Below are 17,012 nucleotides of genomic sequence, written 5' to 3'. Positions count from 1 at the left end.
TGATGGACACCATCGCCGTGGGTTTCGGCGTACTCATCGCCGTCGTGCTGCTCATCCTGCTCGCCGCGCTGCTCTTCGTGGGGCGCCTGTTCCAGAAGGTCGAGCAGGGCAAGGCCCTGATCGTCTCCCGCACCAAGAGCGTGGACGTCACCTTCACCGGGGCGATCGTCCTGCCGGTCCTGCACAAGGCCGAGTTGATGGACATCACGGCGAAGACGGTGGAGATCCACCGGGCCGGCCGGGACGGCCTGATCTGCCGGGACAACATCCGGGCGGACATCCGGATCTCCTTCTTCGTCCGGGTGAACAAGACCGTCGAGGACGTCGTCAAGGTGGCGCAGTCGATCGGCACCGCCCGGGCCAGCGACCCGCAGGCGATCCAGGACTTCTTCGCGGCGAAGTTCGCCGAGGCGCTCAAGACCGTCGGCAAGCAGCTGGACTTCACCGACCTCTACACCCACCGGCACGAGTTCCGGGACCAGATCATCGCGGTCATCGGCACCGACCTCAACGGCTACACCCTCGAGGACGCGGCCATCGACCACCTCGAACAGACCCCGATGAGCCAGCTGGACGGCGACAACATCCTGGACGCCCAGGGCATCCGCAAGATCACCGAGCTGACCGCGATCGAGCACGTGCGCACCAACGAGTACCAGCGCAACGAGGAGAAGGAGATCACCCGGCAGAACGTGGACGCCCGGGAGACCGTCCTGGAGCTGGAGCGCCGCCAGGCCGACGCCGAGATCCGCCAGCGCCGCGAGATCGAGACCCTGCGGGCCAAGGAGGACGCGGTGATCGCCCGGGTGCAGGAGGAGGAGCGGCTCACCGCCCAGACCGCCTTCCTGCGCACCGAGGAGGTGCTCGGGGTGCAGCGGGAGAACCAGGCCCGCGAGGTCGCGGTGGCGCAGAAGAACCGCGAGCGGGTCATCGCGGTGGAGAACGAGCGGATCGAGAAGGACCGGCTGCTGGAGGTCGTCGGCCGCGAGCGGGAGACCGAACTCGCCGTGATGGCCAAGCAGAAGGAGGTCGAGTCCCGCCGCCGGGAGGTCGCCGACGTGGTCCGCGAGCGGGTCGCGGTCGAGCGCACCGTCGCCGAGCAGGAGGAGGCCGTGAAGACCCTGCGGGCCGTCGAGGAGGCCGAGCGGATGCGCAAGGCCGTGGTCATCCAGGCCGAGGCGGAGGCCCAGGAGAAGCTGGTCAAGGACATCAAGGCCGCCGAGGCCGCCGAGCAGGCCGCCTCGCACAAGGCCCGCGAGTCGCTGGTGCTGGCCGAGGCCCGGCAGCAGGCCGCCGAGCTGGACGCGGCCGCCAAGGTCAAGCTGGCCGAGGGCGTCCGGGCGGAGGCCGCCGCCGAGGGCCTGGCCCGGGTGCAGGTGCGGGAGCAGGAGGCCGCCGCGGTGGAGAAGGTCGGCCGCGCCGAGGCCGTGGTGCAGACCGAGAAGGCCAGGGCGAGCGCGCTGGAGGTCGGCGCCAAGCTCAAGGCCGAGGCCGAGGGCCTGACCGAGAAGGCCGCGGCGATGGCCAAGCTGGACGAGGCCTCGCGCGGGCACGAGGAGTACCGGCTGCGGCTGGCCGCCGAGAAGGACGTCCGCCTGGCCGGGCTGGACACCCAGCGGCAGATCGCCGAGGCGCAGGCCGCGCTGGTCGCCGCCGGGCTGGAGAAGGCCAAGATCGACATCGTCGGCGGGGACTCGGTCTTCTTCGACCGGCTGGTGCAGTCGGTGACGGCCGGCAAGAGCGTGGACGCCTTCGTCGGCCACTCGCAGACCGCCCAGGCCCTGGCCGGGCCCTGGCTGGACGGCAGCGCCGACTTCACCAAGGACCTCACCCGGGTGCTGTCCTCGGTCTCCACCGCGGACGTGCAGAACCTGACGGTGTCCGCGCTGCTGCTCAAGCTGATCGGCGGCGGCGGCGAGCAGGCCGGACAGCTGCGCCAACTGCTCGACTCCGCACGGAAGCTGGGCATCGCGGAGACCCCGATCGGGGCGCTCACCGGCGCCGCCGTGAACGGCAGCAAGTAGTCACCCGCCGAGCAGCAGCAGGCAGACACCCGCCGAACACCAGGGGAATGACCGTGGAAGCCCTCGACGACGCCCGGCCCGACGCCGGCAGCTACGAGGTCCTGCGTGGCCGGCTCGCCCGGGCCGCCGCCGAACTCGCCGACCGCGCGGAGGCGTTGAACACCCGCCGGGTCGCCGAGTTCGGCGGCGGGGAACTACGGCTCACCGGCACCGGGCGGCTCACCACCGCCCGGGCCTGCCTGCCGCAGGACCTCACCGCCGTCGGCGGCCGACTGCTGCTCGGCACCCGCCCGGCCGAGGCGGAGGGCGGCACCGAGGACTTCACCGACCTCCTCTCCCTCCACCGGCCCGACGACCTCTCCCCCGCCGACGGCACCCTGCTGGACGACCCCCGGCTGCGCCAGGACCTCACCGACCTGCGCCGCTACTTCCGCGACGCCCGGCTGGAACGGCTGCGCCCGGTCGGCGGCCGGCTGCTCGCCGTCTTCCGCACCGGCCCGGCCGCCACCGACGTCCGGGTGCTGCGCTGGCGCCTCGACGACGACCGCGCCACCTACCAGGACGGCCGCGGCGAACGCGACCACACCCCCGCCGACGGCCGGCAGCTCGACTGGACCCCGCTCACCCGCGACGACCAGCTGCCCGCCGCCCCCGGCACCGCACCGCGCGCCGACCTCGCCGGGGAACTCCGCCTCGGCGTGGACGGCGGCCGGCTCACCCTCACCACCCCCGACGGCCGCGAACTGCACCGGGAGCCGCTCGCCGAGGCCCTCCAGACCCTCGCCGACGCCCAGGTCGCCCACGCCCGGCTCGCCACCCTGCTGCTGGTGCGGGTCCGCCCGTACCAGGAGGAGACCGTCCGGCACCTGGTGGTCCACCTGCCCACCGGCCGGGTCACCCGGATCGACGCCCTCGGCCAGGCCTGCCTGCGGCTGCCCGCCGACCAGGGCGTGGCCTTCCCCGGCGGCTGCCACCTCGCCGACGGCACCGTGCGCACCTTCGACCAGCCGGTCGACGGCCTCGCGTACGAACGCACCGTCCTCTCCCCCAACGGCGAGGACCTGCTGTACGAGTTCCGCTCCGCCACCGACGGCCGGGCGCTGCTCCAGCCGTACAACTCCGTCCGCCAGGAGGCCGCCGCCCCGCTCGCCTGCCAGGGCTACGCACTGCTCGACGACGGCACCCTGATCGCGCTGCGCCCCGCCGAGGACGGCCCGACCCGGCTGCACCCCGTCCAGCTCTGGCAGAGCCCGTTCACCAGCGAGCGGCACGCCGCCGAACAGCCGCCCGGCACCGGCCCGCTGGCCCGGATCGGCAACGCCGACCTGGTCCGCGGCCTGGCCGACTGCCTCGCCCTCGCCCGGCTGGCCGCGGCCGGCGCCGACACCCCGGCCGGGCACCACGCCGTGCTCACCGCCTGCACCCGCACCGCCGACCGGCACCACTGGCTCGGACAGAGCGGCCTCGGCGACCTCGCCGCACCGCTCGCCGAGATCCGCGACACCGCCCGGCAGGTGATCGCCGAGTACGAGGCGGTCGCCCAGCTCACCGCCCACGCCGCCGCCCGCACCGAGGAGACCGCCGAGCACGTCGAGGGCCTGCTGCGCACGGCGCGCGGCGAGACCATCGCCGACGCCGCCGAATGGGTCGACCGGCTGGCCGCGCTGCGCCGCGCCCAGGGCCGGGTGGAGGCCCTGCGGGACCTGCCGCGCGCCCGGGCGGAGCGGATCGACGCGCTGGCCGAGCACCTCGCCGAGGGGCTGGCCGAGGCCGCCGACCGAGCAGTGGTCCAGCTCGCCGAACCCGCCGCCTTCGAGCCCCACCGGCGCCGGGCCGGCGAGCTGGCCGAGCGCTGCGCCGCGCTGGCGACCGCCGCCGAGGCCGAGCCGCTGGGCCTCGAACTCACGGCGCAGAGCGAGGCGTTGCAGACCGTCTCGGAGCTGGTCGGCACCCTCGACCTGGCCGACGCCACCACCCGCACCGCCATCCTGGACCGGCTCGCCGACGTCCTCGGACTGCTCAACCGGGCCCGCAGCACGCTGACCGTCCGCCGCCGCGAGCTGCGCACCCGCGAGGCCGCCGCCGAGTTCGCCGCCGAGACGGCGCTGCTCGCCCAGGCCGTCACCGCGGCACTGGCCGCCGCCGACACCCCCGAGGCCTGCGACGACCGGCTCGGCCGCCTGCTGCTGCGGATCGAGCAGCTGGAGACCCGCTTCGCCGACGCCGACCCGGCGCTCGGCGAACAGCTCACCGAACGCCGCACCGAGATCCACGACGCCCTCACCGCCCGCCGCCAGCACCTGCTGGAGCAGCGGGCCGGGCGGGCCGACCGGTTGGCCGCCTCCGCCGAGCGGATCCTCGACACCCTGCACCGGCGGCTGGCCGCCCTGGGCACTCTCGAGGAGATCGAGGCCGCTTTCGCCGCCGACCCGACGGCCGTCAAACTCCGCGACCTCGCCGGACAGTTGACCGCCCTCGGCGACCGGGTCCGGGCCGAGGAGCTGACCGGCCGGCTGCGCGCCGCGCGCGGCCGCGCCCACCGGGCGCTGCGCGACCGCGCCGAGCTCGCCGGGGACGGCCCCGGCACCCTGCGACTGGGCCGCCACCTGTTCGCGGTCACCACCCAGCGCCCCGAACTCACCCTGCTGCCCTGGCGGGGCCGGCCCGCCTTCACCCTCACCGGCACCGACTACCGCGCCCCGGTCACCGACCCGGCCTTCGCCGCCACCGAACGGTACTGGGACCGGCCGCTGCCCTCCGAGACGCCCGCGCTCTACCGCGCCGAGTACCTGGCCGCGAGCCTGCTGCTGGCCGCCGAGCCGGGGGAACCCGACGGCGACCTGCTGGAGTACGTCCGGCGGGCCGCCGAACGGCGCCCGGACGAGGGCTACCAGCGCGGGGTGCACGACCACGACGCCGCGCTGGTGCTCCGCGCCCTGCTCGAACTCCGCGCCGAGGCGGGCCTGTTGCGGCACCCGGCGGCGGCCCGGGCGGCCGCCCAGCTGTACTGGGCGCACGGCGCGGACGAACGGCAGCGGCTGGTCTGGCACACCCGGGCCCGCTCGCTGGGCCTCGCCCGGCAGGCGTACGGCGGCGCGGTGCCGGCGCTGGCCGCCCTGGAAGCCGAACTGTCGTCTGCCGTCGCGGAGTTCGCCCCGACCGGGTCCGGCCCGGGCGCGGCCGGGGCCGGGGCCGGCACTGGCGCTGGCGCCGAGGCCGAACCGGCCGGGGCCTACCTGGTCGCCGAACTCGCCTCCGCGACACCGGAGTTCGCCTACTCCCCCGGGGCCCGCGCACTGCTGGAGAAGTTCCACGCCGCCCCCGAGTCCGCCGGGCTGACCGAGGCCCTGACCACCCTGCCGGAGGACCCCTCCCTGCTCCCCGTACGGCACCAACTGGCCACCGCCTGGCTGGAGTCGGCCGCCGCCGACGCCGACCCGGGCGACCTCGCCGAGGCCGCCGCCGTACTGCTCTGCCCGACGCTGCCGCGCCGCCGCGCCGAGGGCGCCGTCGGCACCCGGCTGACCGGACTGCTCGGCGACCACCCCCGCCTGCGCGGCGGCGCGCTGGACCTCCGCCTGGACGAACTGCTCGCCCGGGTCCGCGATTTCGAGGCGGTCGACGTCCCCGGGCACCGCGCCTACCAGCGGCTGCGCGGTGAGCTGCTGGCCGCCGAACACGCCCGGCTGCGGCTCGACCAGTACCGGCCCGCATCGCTCAACGGCTTCGTCCGCAACCGGCTGATCGACCAGGTGTACCTGCCGCTGATCGGCGACAACCTCGCCAAGCAGCTCGGCACCGCCCGCCCCGGCGGCCCGGTGGACCGCAGCGGCCTGCTGCTGCTGGTCTCCCCGCCCGGCTACGGCAAGACCACCCTGGTCGAGTACCTCGCCGAGCGGCTCGGCCTGCTGCTGGTCTCGGTCAGCGGCCCGGCACTCGGCCACCGGGTCACCTCGCTGGACCCGGCCGAGGCCCCCGACGCCGCCGCCCGGCGCGAGCTGGAGAAGCTCAACTTCGCCCTGCACGCCGGCGACAACGTGCTGCTCCACCTCGACGACGTGCAGCACACCTCGCCCGAGTTCCTGCAGCGCTTCATCCCGCTGTGCGACGCCCAGCGCCGGATCGACGGCGTCGCGGACGGCGGGGCCCGCGAGTGGGACCTGCGCGGCAAGCGCTTCGCCGTGGTGATGGCCGCCAACCCGTACACCGAGTCCGGCCGGCTCTTCCGGCTCCCCGACATGCTCGCCAACCGGGCCGACGTGTGGAACCTCGGCGACGCCGTGGCCGGCCGGGAGGACCTCTTCGCGCTCAGCTTCGTCGAGAACGCCCTGCCCGCCAGCCCCCACCTGGCCCCGCTCGCCACCGCCGAACGCACCGACCTGGACACCCTGCTCGCCCGCGCCGGCGGCACCCCGGGCGGCACCCTGACCGGCGCCTGGCCGGCCGCCGAGGTCGAGCGGATGACCGCCGTCCTGGCCGGGCTGCTCCACCTGCGCGGCACCGTCCTGGCCGTCAACCGCGCCTACCTCGCCTCCGCCGCCCAGGACGACCGCGCCCGCACCGAGCCGCCGTTCCTGCTCCAGGGCTCCTACCGCAACATGGCCAAGCTCGCCCAACGCCTCGACCCGGCCCTCACCCGCCCCGAACTCGACGCCCTGCTCACCGACCACTACCGCGCCGAGGCCCAACCCCTGGGCGCCGACGCCGAGGCCCAGCTCCTGAAACTCGCCGAACTGCGCGGCACCCTGACCCCGGACCAGGCGCAGCGCTGGGAGCGGTTGAAGCGCCGGTGGTGCGAGGGGGTGTAGCTGGCTGCACCCCCGGAAGTGAACCCCTGGCCATTGAGCCACCCCCGCCCCGGGCGGTGGGATGGGGATCATGAACGCCGCCGCCCCCGCCACCGACCTCGCCGTCGAACTCCGCTCCGTCCGCCGGACCTACCGGCGCGGGCCCGAACCCGTCGTCGGGCTCGACGACGTGACCGTCGGGTTCCCCTTCGGCACCTTCACCGCCGTGATGGGGCCGTCCGGGTCGGGCAAGTCGACGCTGCTGCGTGCCGCCGCCGGGCTGGAGGCGGTCGACCGGGGCGAGGTGCGGGTGGACGGTGCCGTGCTCGGCGGGCTGCGGGACAAGGAGCTGACGGTGCTGCGCCGGGAGCGGATCGGCTTCGTCTTCCAGTCCTTCAACCTGCTGCCCGCGCTGACCGCGGCGCAGAACGTGGCGCTCCCGGCCAGGCTGTCCGGCCGCCACCCCGCCGCGGCGGAGGTGGCCGCCGCGCTGGCCGCCGTCGGCCTCGCCGACCGGGCCGGGCACCGGCCGGGCGAGCTCTCCGGCGGCCAGCAGCAGCGGGTCGCCATCGCCCGGGCGCTGATCACCCGCCCGGCGGTGCTGCTCGCCGACGAGCCGACCGGCGCCCTGGACACCCGCAGCGGCCGCGAGGTGCTCACCCTGCTGCGCGGGATGGCCGACGACCCCGGCCGCGCGGTGGTGATGGTCACCCACGACCCGGTCGCCGCCTCGTCCGCGGACCGGGTGCTCTTCCTCCGGGACGGCCGGCTGGCCGGCTCCCTGGAGCGGCCGACCGCCGAGCAGGTCGCCGCCCGGATGACCGCGCTGGAGACCGACCCGGTGGAGGCCGACCCGGTGGAGGCCCGTACCCCGGAGGCCCTCGCATGCTGAGCCTCGCCCTCGCCTCCGTCCGGCTCCGCTGGGCCTCCTTCGTCGGCAGCTTCGTCGCCCTGGCCTGCGGCGTCGCCCTGCTGGCCACCTCGCTCCTGGTCATCTCGGCCACCGTCGGCGTCCCGGACCAGGGGCGCCAGCGCTTCTCCGAGGCCCCGGTGCTGGTGATCGCCGACCTGAACGTGGACTTCACGCCCGCGGGCGGCGGCGACGTCCAGCCGACCCAGGTCCCCGCCCAGCCGGGCCTGCCCGCCGGGCTGCTCGCCGCCGTGGCCGCGACCGGCCGCACGGTCGAGGACCACACCTTCTACGCCCAGCTCGCGGACGGCCCGCGCGACCAGGTCGGCCGGGCCTGGTCGAGCGCCGCCCTGGGCGGCTACCGGCTCACCGCGGGCACCGCGCCCGCCACCGACGACCAGGTCGTGCTCGGCGGCGGCCGCCCGGAGCAGATCGGCCGGTCGGTCCGGTTCGTCACCGCCGACGGCCCGCACACCGCGACAGTCTCCGGCGTCACCGGGGCCGAGGCCTTCGAGCACGCCGTCTTCTTCACCGACGCCCGGGCCGCCCGGTTCAGCCCCGCCGTCGGCGCGCTGGCCGCCTTCGGCCCCGCCGACGCCGTACGCCGGGCCGTGGAGGCCAACGGCGGGGCCGGCGTGGCCCGGGTGCTCACCGGTGCCGAGCGCGGCCAGGCCGACCCGCACCACGCCGAGGTCGCCGCCCGGCTGGACGGCGTGCAGACGCCGCTCGGCCTGTCCGCCGCGGTCTCCGGCGGCACCGCGGTGTTCGTGGTGGGCGGCACCTTCGCGCTGTCGATCGCCCAGCGCCGCCGTGAACTCGCCCTGCTGCGGCTGATCGGCGCCACCCGCCGCCAGCTGCGCGCCCTGGTCCTCCGGGAGGCGCTGGTGGTCGGTGTGCTGGCCTCCGCCGCCGGGTGCGCGCTCGGCGCGGTCGGGGCGGCGCCGGCCGGCCGCTGGCTGGTCGACCACGACCTGGTGCCGGACGGGTTCACCGTCCCGGTGACCGGGTGGGGGCTGCTCGTCGCGGGCGCGATCGGGCTGCTGACCGCGCTCACCGGCGTGCTGTCCTCCGCGGTGAAGGCCGGCCTGATCAGCCCCGGCGAGGCGCTCGCGGAGGCGGACGCCGAGCGGACCTCGCGCGCCGCCCTGGCGTTCCGCTGGGCGAGCGGCCTGCTGGTGCTCGGCGGCGGCATCGCCGCCCTCGCGCTGACCGCCCGCGGCTGGCCGGACGCGGCGGCGAGCGTCGCCGACGCGCTCGCCCTGCTGCTGCCGATCGTGGCCGGCTGCGTGCTGCTGGCGGCCGTGCTGGCCGGGCCGGCGATCCGGCTGCTGACGGCGCTGCCCGCACTGGTGGCCCGGCTGCGCGGCCGGTCCGCCGAGGACGGCGGCGGCATCGTCTGGGCGACCGCCCGGCAGAGTGCGCTGACGGCCTTCCGGCGCACCGCCGCGACCACCACCCCGGTGGTGCTGATCGTCGCCTTCGCCGGCTGCCTGGTCGGCAGCATCGGCACCATCGACCGCGCCCAGGTCACCGAGACCCGCACCCAGCTGTCCGCCGCCGACCTGGTGGTCGTACCGGCCGGCACCCCCGGGCTGAGCCGGACCGTGGCGGACCGGGTCCGGGCCGTCCCCGGGGTGCAGGCGGCCGTGATCACCCCGACCTCGCTCATGGCCGCCGTGGACGACGGCCAGGCCCTGGTGCCCTTCCGCGCCGCGACGGCGGACCCGGCCGCGCTGGCCGCCGTCGACCGGCTCCCGGTCGTCGCCGGCTCGCTGGCCGACCTCGGCCCGGGCTCGGTCGTGCTCAGCCGCACCTGGCCGGGCTCGCCCGCGGTCGGCGCGCGGATCGCCGTCCGGCTGGCCGACGGCACCCCTCGGGAGCTGCGGGTCGCGGCCCTGCTGGGCACCGGCGCCGAGGCCGTCCAGGCCTGGGTGACCGACCCCGACGCCGTCACCGGCGGGGTCGGCGGGGTCGGCGGCCCGGCCCTGGCCGAGCGGATCGACCTGCGGCTGCTGCCCGGCGCCGACCGCGCGCAGGCCGCCGCCGCCCTGCGGACGGCCGTGGACGGGCTGGGCGCCCGGCTCGAAACGCCGGAGCAGGTCTGGTCGGCCGCCACCGACAGCACCGCGCGGGACTCCTGGAACGCCCTGCTGATGATCCTCGGCCTGGCGATCGGCTACGCGGTGATCACCCTGGCCAACTCGCTGGTGATGACGACAAGCGACCGGCGGCAGGAGCTGTCCCTGCTGCGGCTGGCCGGCGCCACCCGGGGCCAGGTGCTGCGCACGGTGGCGGTCGAGACCCTGCTCTGCGTGGCGGCCGGCGCCCTGCTGGGCGGGCTGGGCACGGTGATCAGCGTCGGCGGCTCCTGGACGGCGCTGACCGCGCTGGTCGGGCCGACGCCCGTGCTGGTGCCGTGGACGGTGATGGGCGTGCTGGCCGCCTGTTGCGCGGCCGTCGCGCTGCCGGCGGCGGTCCTCCCGGCCGCCCTGGCCCTGCGCGGCCGGGACGGCGGCGGCATCCTGCACGGCGCGGCCGGCCCGGCCTGAGGCCCGGCTGCCCGGCTGCTCGACTGATCGGCTCTCGGCTGCTCGGCGAGGGGCCGCTGAACTCCCCTGGAGTCACCGGCCCTTGCGCGTCCGCCCGTCAGGCCCGCCCGTCAGACCCGCGTCAGGCCCGCCCGTCAGGCCCGCGCGCGCAGCCCGTCCAGCAGGGCGTCGGCGAGCCGTTCCGGCAGATCGGGGTCGACCGGGCGGTGTCCGAGCACGGCCCGGGTCTGGATCGGGGCGCAGAGCAGTTCCAGGGCGAGGCGGGCGTCGGTGCCGGCCGGGAGTTCACCGCGCTCGACGGCCCGGTGCACGATGACGCCGGCCCGGTCGAGGCGGGTCTGCCAGAAGGCCTGCCAGGACTCGGCGAGGGCCGGGTCGTCGGAGTTGTGGGCGGCCGCGTGGACGACGGCGCGGCCGAGCGGGGTGGCGGTGTAGTCGGCCAGGGCGCGGGCGAAGGCGGCCAGGTCGGTGCGGACGGCCCCGGTGTCGGGGACGGGGATCCCCTCGTCGCTGGCGGTCAGCATGGCGTCCAGCGCCAGCTTCTCCCGACTGCCCCAACGCCGGTACACGGTGGTCTCGTTGACCCCGGCGCGGGCGGCGACGTCGGCGATGCCGAGCCGGGCGAGACCACCCTCGGCGAGGGCCTCCATGGCCGCGGCCAGGACGGCCTGGCGCACCCGGGCGGCCCGCCCGCCGGGGCGGCGGCGGATCGGTTCCGGTTCCGGTTCCGGTTCCTGCTCGGTCATGCGGCGGTCCCCTCGTTCGGCTCGGACGCCAGCTTAACGCAGGAGTACTTGCGTTTACGGTCCGCCGGGCGCATAGTCACTAACGCAAGAGTTCCGGCCTTAAGAACCGGAACGTCGAGAGACCCAGCAGCACGGGAGGCACCACCATGTCCTTCACCTGGCCCCTGGACCCGCAGGACCTGTTCGCCGAGCGCCACCCCCAGATGACCCTCGGCCTGCCCGCCGCCGAGGTGGACGCGGTGCGCGCCGCCGTCACCGAGATGTGGCCCGACCGGCCCGGCGGCTGGGTGCACGAGTGGTCCGCCCTGGCCGCCCGGCACGCCGCCGCCGGACGGCACCGGGAGGCCGCCCAGGCGTACGGCTGGGCCAAGTTCCCCTCGCTGGCCGACGCCCCCAAGCGCACCGCGCTCGCCCGCCAGATCGAGCAGTACGTCCTGGCCGCCCCCGGCTTCCCGGTGGAATTCGAGCGCCGTACCGTCACCGTCCCGTACCGCGGCGGCACCACCTCCCTGCCCGTCCACCTGATGGCCGCCCCCGGCCTGCCCGCCGACGCGCCGGTGCTCCTGGCCAGCGGCGGGGTGGACTCCTGGAAGGCCGACCTGCACGGCATGTGGGAGCAGCTGGCGCTCGCCCTGCCGGTGCGGCTGCTGCTGTTCGACCTGGCGGGCACCGGCGAGACCGCCCACCTGCCGATGACCCCGGACGGCGGAGCCGAGGTGATCGAGGGCCTGATCGCCTTCGCCCGTACCCTCGGCGGCGGCCGGGTCGGCCACTTCGGCATCTCGATGGGCGGCTACTACGCGGCCCGCACCGGCCTGACCGGCGCCGTGGACGCGGCGGTGGTGCTCGGCGGGCCGGTGGAGCGGTCCTTCGCGCGCGACCGCGGCTTCGCCTTCGGCATGGACGGCATCGTCGGCAACGCCCTGGGCTTCGACGCGATGCCGGGCCCGACGGCCCGCGAGGACGCGTTCGCCGCCTTCGACCTGCGCCCGCTGCTGGACCGGGACGCCAACGGGCCGATGCTGGTGGTCAACGGCGCGGACGACGTGCACGTCCCCCAGCACGACACCCTGGTGTTCACCGGGCGCCGGGACACCCGGGTCGAACTCGTCCCGGACACCGGCCACTGCGCGATCTCGCGCTTCGGCGAGGCGATGGGGTTGATCGTGCCCTGGCTGCGCGCCACCCTGGTCGGCTGATCAGCCGGTCCGACGACCGTACGAACCCTCCCGGCGGCGCAACCGCCCGTGGCGCCGCCGGGAGGGGTGACGGACCCGCCGCTAGCGTGACGGCATGGTCGCCCAGGAACTCGATCTCACCGCGCTGCGCCGGGTGTACGGACGCGCCGGGAGCCGGTGGTTCTACACCCGGGTGGCGCGCAACGCCCGGCACTGGGGGTGGACCGAGCCCGGCCAGTCCAAGTGGCGGCTGTGGCGGGCCCAGCGCCAACTCCAGGACGTGCTCGGGCAGAAGCTGGCGCTGCCCGCCGGATCACGGGTGCTGGACGCGGGCTGCGGGGCCGGGGTGGTGGCCCGGGCGATGGCGACCCGCTTCGGGCTGCTGGTCACCGGGGTCGACGTCCTGGACTTCCACCTCGCCGAGGCCCGCCGGCTGAGCGCCCGCGCCGCGCTGGCCGACCGGACCGACTTCCACTGGGGCGACTACCACGAACTCCCCTTCCCCGACGGCGGGTCCGACGGCGGGTTCGACGGCGCCTACTCGATGGAGACGCTCGTCCACTCCTACCACCCGGCCCGCGCGCTGGCCGAGTTCCACCGGGTGCTGCGCCCGGGCGGGCGGCTGGTGCTGCTCGGACCGATGAGCACCGGCCCGGTGGACCAATTACCCGCACCCGCACGGGCCTTGCTCGAACCGTACCTGGACGCGATGGCGATGACCGGCGCCCTGCTCTACCACGCGGGCACCCTGCCGCAGCTGCTCGCCGGGGCCGGTTTCGAGGTCGAGGAGTCGCTGGACGCGACGCCCTACTACCTGCCGACCACCGAGGCGGTGCACGCGTACTTCCGGCTGCCCTGGGAGCTGCTGCGCCGCCTCGGCGACCCGGCGCGCTGGCTCAACCTCCGTTCCACCGTGGAGATGTACGCGGTGCGCGAGCACATCGCCTGGTACGTCCACACCGCCGTCAAGCCACCGAGGTGACCGCCATGGCCGAGCACTCCGCCCCGCTGCCGTACCCGAGCGGCTGGTTCTGCGTGGGCCGCGCCCGCGACCTGCCACCCGGCCGGGTCCGCACCGCCCGGCTGATGGGCGAGGACGTGGTGCTGTACCGGACGCGGCGGGGCGCGGTGCGCGCGATCGGGCCGCACTGCCCGCACCTGGGCGCGCACTTCGGCGCGGGCGGGCGGGTGCGGGGCGAGGAGCTGGTCTGCCCGTTCCACGGCTTCGCCTTCGCCCCGGACGGCTCCTGCACGGGCTCCCCGGACGGCACCCGGTTCCGCGGCGAGCTGGCGCGGCGCCGGCTGGTCGAGCGGGACGGCGCGCTGTTCGTCTGGCGGGGCGGGCCGGGGAACGGGCCGGAGGACGGGCCGGACGGCGCCGCGCCCGCCTGGGAGCTGCCGCCGGCGGTCGGGGTGCGGCCGCTGGCCTGGTGGAGCGGGGAGTTGCTCTCCCACCCGCAGGAGGTGATGGAGAACAGCGTCGACTTCCGGCACGTCGCGGTGCTGCACGGCCTGGACACCCGCGAGAGCGCACCACCGGAGCCGGACGGCCCGCTGTTCACCGTCCACCAGCGCACCACCACCCGGTTCCCGGGCCTGGGCGCGGTGAGCCTGGACCAGCCGGTGACCCTGGCCGGGCTGGGCATGATGCGGCTGACGGCCGAACTCCCCGACCTGGGCAGCTCGTTGCTGGTGTGGGTGCTGCCGACACCGCTCGCGCCCTGGCGCACCCTGGTGCGCTTCGCGGTGACCGCCACCGTACCGGTGCCGGGGGTCGGCGCGGCGCGGGCCGTGGACCGGGCGGCGTCCTGGCTGGCGCTCCAGGCCTCGGTCCGGATCATCAAGCAGGACCGGCCCGTGCTCGCCCACAAGCGCTACCTGGCGCAGCCGCGACTGGTGCCCGGGGAGCGCTCGATCGGGCTGTTCCGGCGCTGGGCGCGGCAGTTCTACCCGGAGGGCTCCGACGCCGGCACGGCCGTGGAGCCGACCGGCAGGACCGTGGAGCCGACCGGCGGCTCCCGGAGCGGGCCGCCCCCTGCACAGGGCCCCTCCGGAAGGCCGTAGGACGGGCCCTAGCGTCGCCGGCCCGCCGCCAGCAGTTCCGCCACCGTCGCCAGCTTCACCCGCGGCCGTCCCTGCGCCGCACCGCGCTCGCGCTCCGCGCGGTCCACCGCGCGGAGCTCCTTCAACCCGACGGCGTCCGGCCGGCGCCGCCGCACCAGGCGTTCGAACTCCGCCCGCCCCGCCGGGGGTTCCGGCAGCACCCGGGACACCGCGTCGTCCAGCAGCGCGTCCACCGTCTCCCGCGCGCAGGCCCGGTTGGCCCCGATCCCGCCGGAGGGCCCGCGCTTGGCCCAGCCGACCACGTACACGCCCGGCAGCGCCTGCCCGGTTGCCGGGTCGACGACCCGGCCGCCCCGCCGGGCGACCGTCCCGGTCCGTTCGTCGAAGGGCAGCCCCGGCAGCGGCACGCCGCGGTGCCCGATGGAGCGCACCACCAGCCCGGCCCGCAGGGTCTCGCGCTCCCCCGTCGTCCCGTCGGGCACGCCGTCCCCGGTCAGCCGCGTCCGCTCGACCGTCAGCCCGGTGACCCGGCCGTCCGCCCCGGTCAGCTCCACCGGGGTCGACAGGAAGCGCAGCACGATCCGCCGGCCCGGCCCCGGCCGCGCGCCCTCGCCGCCCTCGCCGCCCGCGTCCCCGGTGCGCACCAGCGGCAGGCCGGCCAGCAGCGCGGCCCGCGAGTCCGGCGCGGCCGCCTCGATCGCCGCCCGCACCTGCGGGTGGTCCTCGACCACCAGCTCGACACCGGGCAGTCGGCGCAGCGCCAGGAACTCCGGTGCCGTCCAGGCCGCCTGCTCGGGCCCGCGCCGGGCCAGCAGCACGACCTCCCGGACCCGGCTGCGGCGCAGCGCGGCCAGGGCGTGGTCGGCGATGTCGGTGACGGCGAGCCGGTCGGGGTCGGTGAGCAGGATGCGGGCGATGTCCACCGCGACGTTGCCGTTGCCGACCACCACGACCCGTTCGGCGGACAGCTCGACCGCGTCGGCGGGCACCGTCGGGTCGGCGTTGTACCAGCCGACGAAGGAGGTCGCGGGCAGGCTGCCGGGCAGGTCCTCACCGGGCACGCCGAGCCTCCGGTCGGCGGCCGCGCCCACCGCGTACACCACCGCGTGGTGGTGCGCGGCCAGTTCCTCGTGGGTGACGTCGGTGCCGACCTCCAGGTTGAGGTGCATCCGCAGCCGGGGGTCGTGGAAGACGCTCGCGAAGCTCTCCGCGATCCGCTTGGTGGACTGGTGGTCGGGGGCGACGCCGTGCCGCAGCAGGCCGCCAGTGACCGGCAGCCGGTCGATCATGGTCAGTTCGGCGCTGGTGCAGCGCAGCAGTTCCTGAGCGGTGTACCCGGCGGAGGGACCGGTGCCGACCACGGCGATCCGCAGGGTGCCGAGTTCGCCCGGCAGGCTGCGCGGGAAGCCGGGCGCGCCCCAGGCGTGGTCGTTGGGGTGGTCGCGGTACCAGTCGCGGTTGAGGTCGCCGAAGACGACGTCCGGCCCGCGCAGCCGGTCGACCGGGTACACCGCGTCGACCGGGCAGGCGTCCGCGCAGGCCCCGCAGTCGATGCACGCCTGCGGGTCGATGTAGAGCATGTCGGTGGTGCCGAACTCCGGCTCCTCCGGGGTCGGGTGGATGCAGTTGACCGGGCAGACGGACACGCACGAGGCGTCGTTGCAGCAGGTCCGGGTGATCGCGTAGGCCATGGCCGGGGTGGGTCCTCGCTGTGGGTGACGGATCGTCAGAGCATGTGCACGCGGCGGTAGATCGCCGCCGAACGGCTGGTGATCAGCCCGGTCTCGGCGAGGAAGGCCATCAGGTGCCGGGAGCTGTTGCGCATCATCGCCTTGCGGTGCTCGTTGCCCTTCACCTCGTCGAGGGCGCGGGCGACGTCCAGCCCGACGGCCTTGTAGACGCCCGGGTGGACCATGCTGCTGACGATGACGTACGCGCCGATCGCGATGCCGGTGGCCGAGGCGCGGCGCCGGGCCGGGCCCGCGTGGCGCACCCGTTCGCGGATCTCCTGCCGGGCGAACTTCATGTGCCGCGACTCCTCGACCACGTGGATCCGGGAGCTGCCGCGGACGATCTCCAGGACGTTCTCGCCGCGCATCCAGTCGCGCTGCATGACGTCCAGCACCTCCTCGGCCACCAGGATGCCGCCGTAGGCGAGTTCGCCCTTGGCGAGGGCCTTGAAGGCGCGTCCGGCCTGGGCGATCACCTTGTTGGGCCGGTAGGCGGGGACGCCCATCTTCTGGCAGGCGCGGGCGAACATGATGGAGTGGCGGCACTCGTCGGCGATCTCGGTGAGCGCGAACTGGAACTCGGCGTTGGCGGGGTTCTTGAGGTACTGGTCGCGCAGCACCATCTGCTGGAGGATCATCTCGAACCAGATGCCGGTGTTCATGATCGAGCAGACCTCGTGCCGGGTGAGCGCGACCCGCTGCGGCTCGGTCATCTCGTCCCACAGCCGGGTGCCGTAGAGGGTGCTCCACTCGGGGTTGAGGCCGTAGTGCTCCTCGGGGAGGGGCGCGTCCCAGTCGATCTCGGTCATCGGGTCGTAGGAGAGGGTGGCGGCCGACTCCAGCAGCCGCTTCGAGACGTCGTCGTCGGCCGCCGTGTGGCCGTGTTCCGCCGCCCCGTGGCCGTTCCGGTCCGCCGGCGTCTGCCGGGTGAGAGCCATGGCTGCCTCCTGGTGCCTGCCCCTGCGGGTTCCCGCTCACCCGCCTTATTAGACGGACAGTACAATAAGAGCCCGTTCCCGAGAAC

Annotated in this window: 10 protein-coding genes; 7 read left to right on the top strand and 3 right to left on the bottom strand. The window is 75.8% G+C overall.

Features of this window, described 5'->3' with window-relative positions; translation table 11 throughout:
* Window positions 1-2 precede the first annotated feature (2 nt).
* The 4 genes from ACFC1T_RS14880 (at window position 3) to ACFC1T_RS14865 (ending at window position 10,270) form a co-directional block, all read left to right on the top strand.
* Complete coding sequence (locus tag ACFC1T_RS14880) at window positions 3-2,024, top strand: flotillin family protein (protein ID WP_375888221.1); 2,022 nt, start codon at window positions 3-5, stop codon at window positions 2,022-2,024.
* 47 nt (window positions 2,025-2,071) lie between these two features.
* Window positions 2,072-6,832, top strand: a complete 4,761-nt coding sequence (locus tag ACFC1T_RS14875) for a DNA repair ATPase (protein ID WP_375888219.1) — start codon at window positions 2,072-2,074, stop codon at window positions 6,830-6,832.
* 70 nt (window positions 6,833-6,902) lie between these two features.
* On the top strand, window positions 6,903-7,703 hold the full coding sequence (locus tag ACFC1T_RS14870; RefSeq protein ID WP_375888216.1) for an ABC transporter ATP-binding protein: 801 nt from the start codon (window positions 6,903-6,905) through the stop codon (window positions 7,701-7,703).
* On the top strand, window positions 7,697-10,270 hold the full coding sequence (locus ACFC1T_RS14865) for an FtsX-like permease family protein (protein ID WP_375888213.1): 2,574 nt from the start codon (window positions 7,697-7,699) through the stop codon (window positions 10,268-10,270). The genes ACFC1T_RS14870 and ACFC1T_RS14865 overlap by 7 nt, the downstream gene beginning before the upstream one ends.
* 134 nt (window positions 10,271-10,404) lie before the next feature.
* On the opposite strand, the gene ACFC1T_RS14860 is transcribed toward ACFC1T_RS14865, so the two are convergent.
* A complete protein-coding gene (locus ACFC1T_RS14860; RefSeq protein ID WP_375888211.1) occupies window positions 10,405-11,016 on the bottom strand; it encodes a TetR/AcrR family transcriptional regulator C-terminal ligand-binding domain-containing protein in 612 nt (203 codons plus the stop codon).
* Between the two features lie 146 nt (window positions 11,017-11,162).
* Here ACFC1T_RS14860 and ACFC1T_RS14855 point away from each other — a divergent pair, with 146 nt between their 5' ends.
* The 3 genes from ACFC1T_RS14855 (at window position 11,163) to ACFC1T_RS14845 (ending at window position 14,258) form a co-directional block, all read left to right on the top strand.
* Window positions 11,163-12,215: an alpha/beta fold hydrolase gene (locus ACFC1T_RS14855; RefSeq protein ID WP_375888209.1), complete on the top strand. Its 1,053-nt coding sequence runs from the start codon at window positions 11,163-11,165 to the stop codon at window positions 12,213-12,215.
* Window positions 12,216-12,309: 94 nt separating this feature from the next.
* Window positions 12,310-13,176: a methyltransferase domain-containing protein gene (locus ACFC1T_RS14850; RefSeq protein ID WP_375888207.1), complete on the top strand. Its 867-nt coding sequence runs from the start codon at window positions 12,310-12,312 to the stop codon at window positions 13,174-13,176.
* Window positions 13,177-13,181: 5 nt separating this feature from the next.
* Entirely contained in the window at window positions 13,182-14,258 is a 1,077-nt protein-coding gene (locus ACFC1T_RS14845; protein WP_375888205.1) for an aromatic ring-hydroxylating dioxygenase subunit alpha, read from the top strand.
* An 8-nt stretch (window positions 14,259-14,266) separates the two neighbouring features.
* On the opposite strand, the gene ACFC1T_RS14840 is transcribed toward ACFC1T_RS14845, so the two are convergent.
* Window positions 14,267-15,949, bottom strand: a complete 1,683-nt coding sequence (locus ACFC1T_RS14840; RefSeq protein ID WP_375888202.1) for an FAD-dependent oxidoreductase — start codon at window positions 15,947-15,949, stop codon at window positions 14,267-14,269.
* Window positions 15,950-15,984: 35 nt separating this feature from the next.
* A complete protein-coding gene (locus tag ACFC1T_RS14835; RefSeq protein ID WP_375888200.1) occupies window positions 15,985-16,926 on the bottom strand; it encodes a diiron oxygenase in 942 nt (313 codons plus the stop codon).
* Window positions 16,927-17,012: the final 86 nt, after the last annotated feature.

The organism is Kitasatospora sp. NPDC056076, from assembly GCF_042266305.1.
Taxonomy (GTDB): domain Bacteria; phylum Actinomycetota; class Actinomycetes; order Streptomycetales; family Streptomycetaceae; genus Kitasatospora.
Note: the sequence above shows the minus strand (reverse complement) of the source record. Positions and strands in the feature narration are given on the sequence as shown.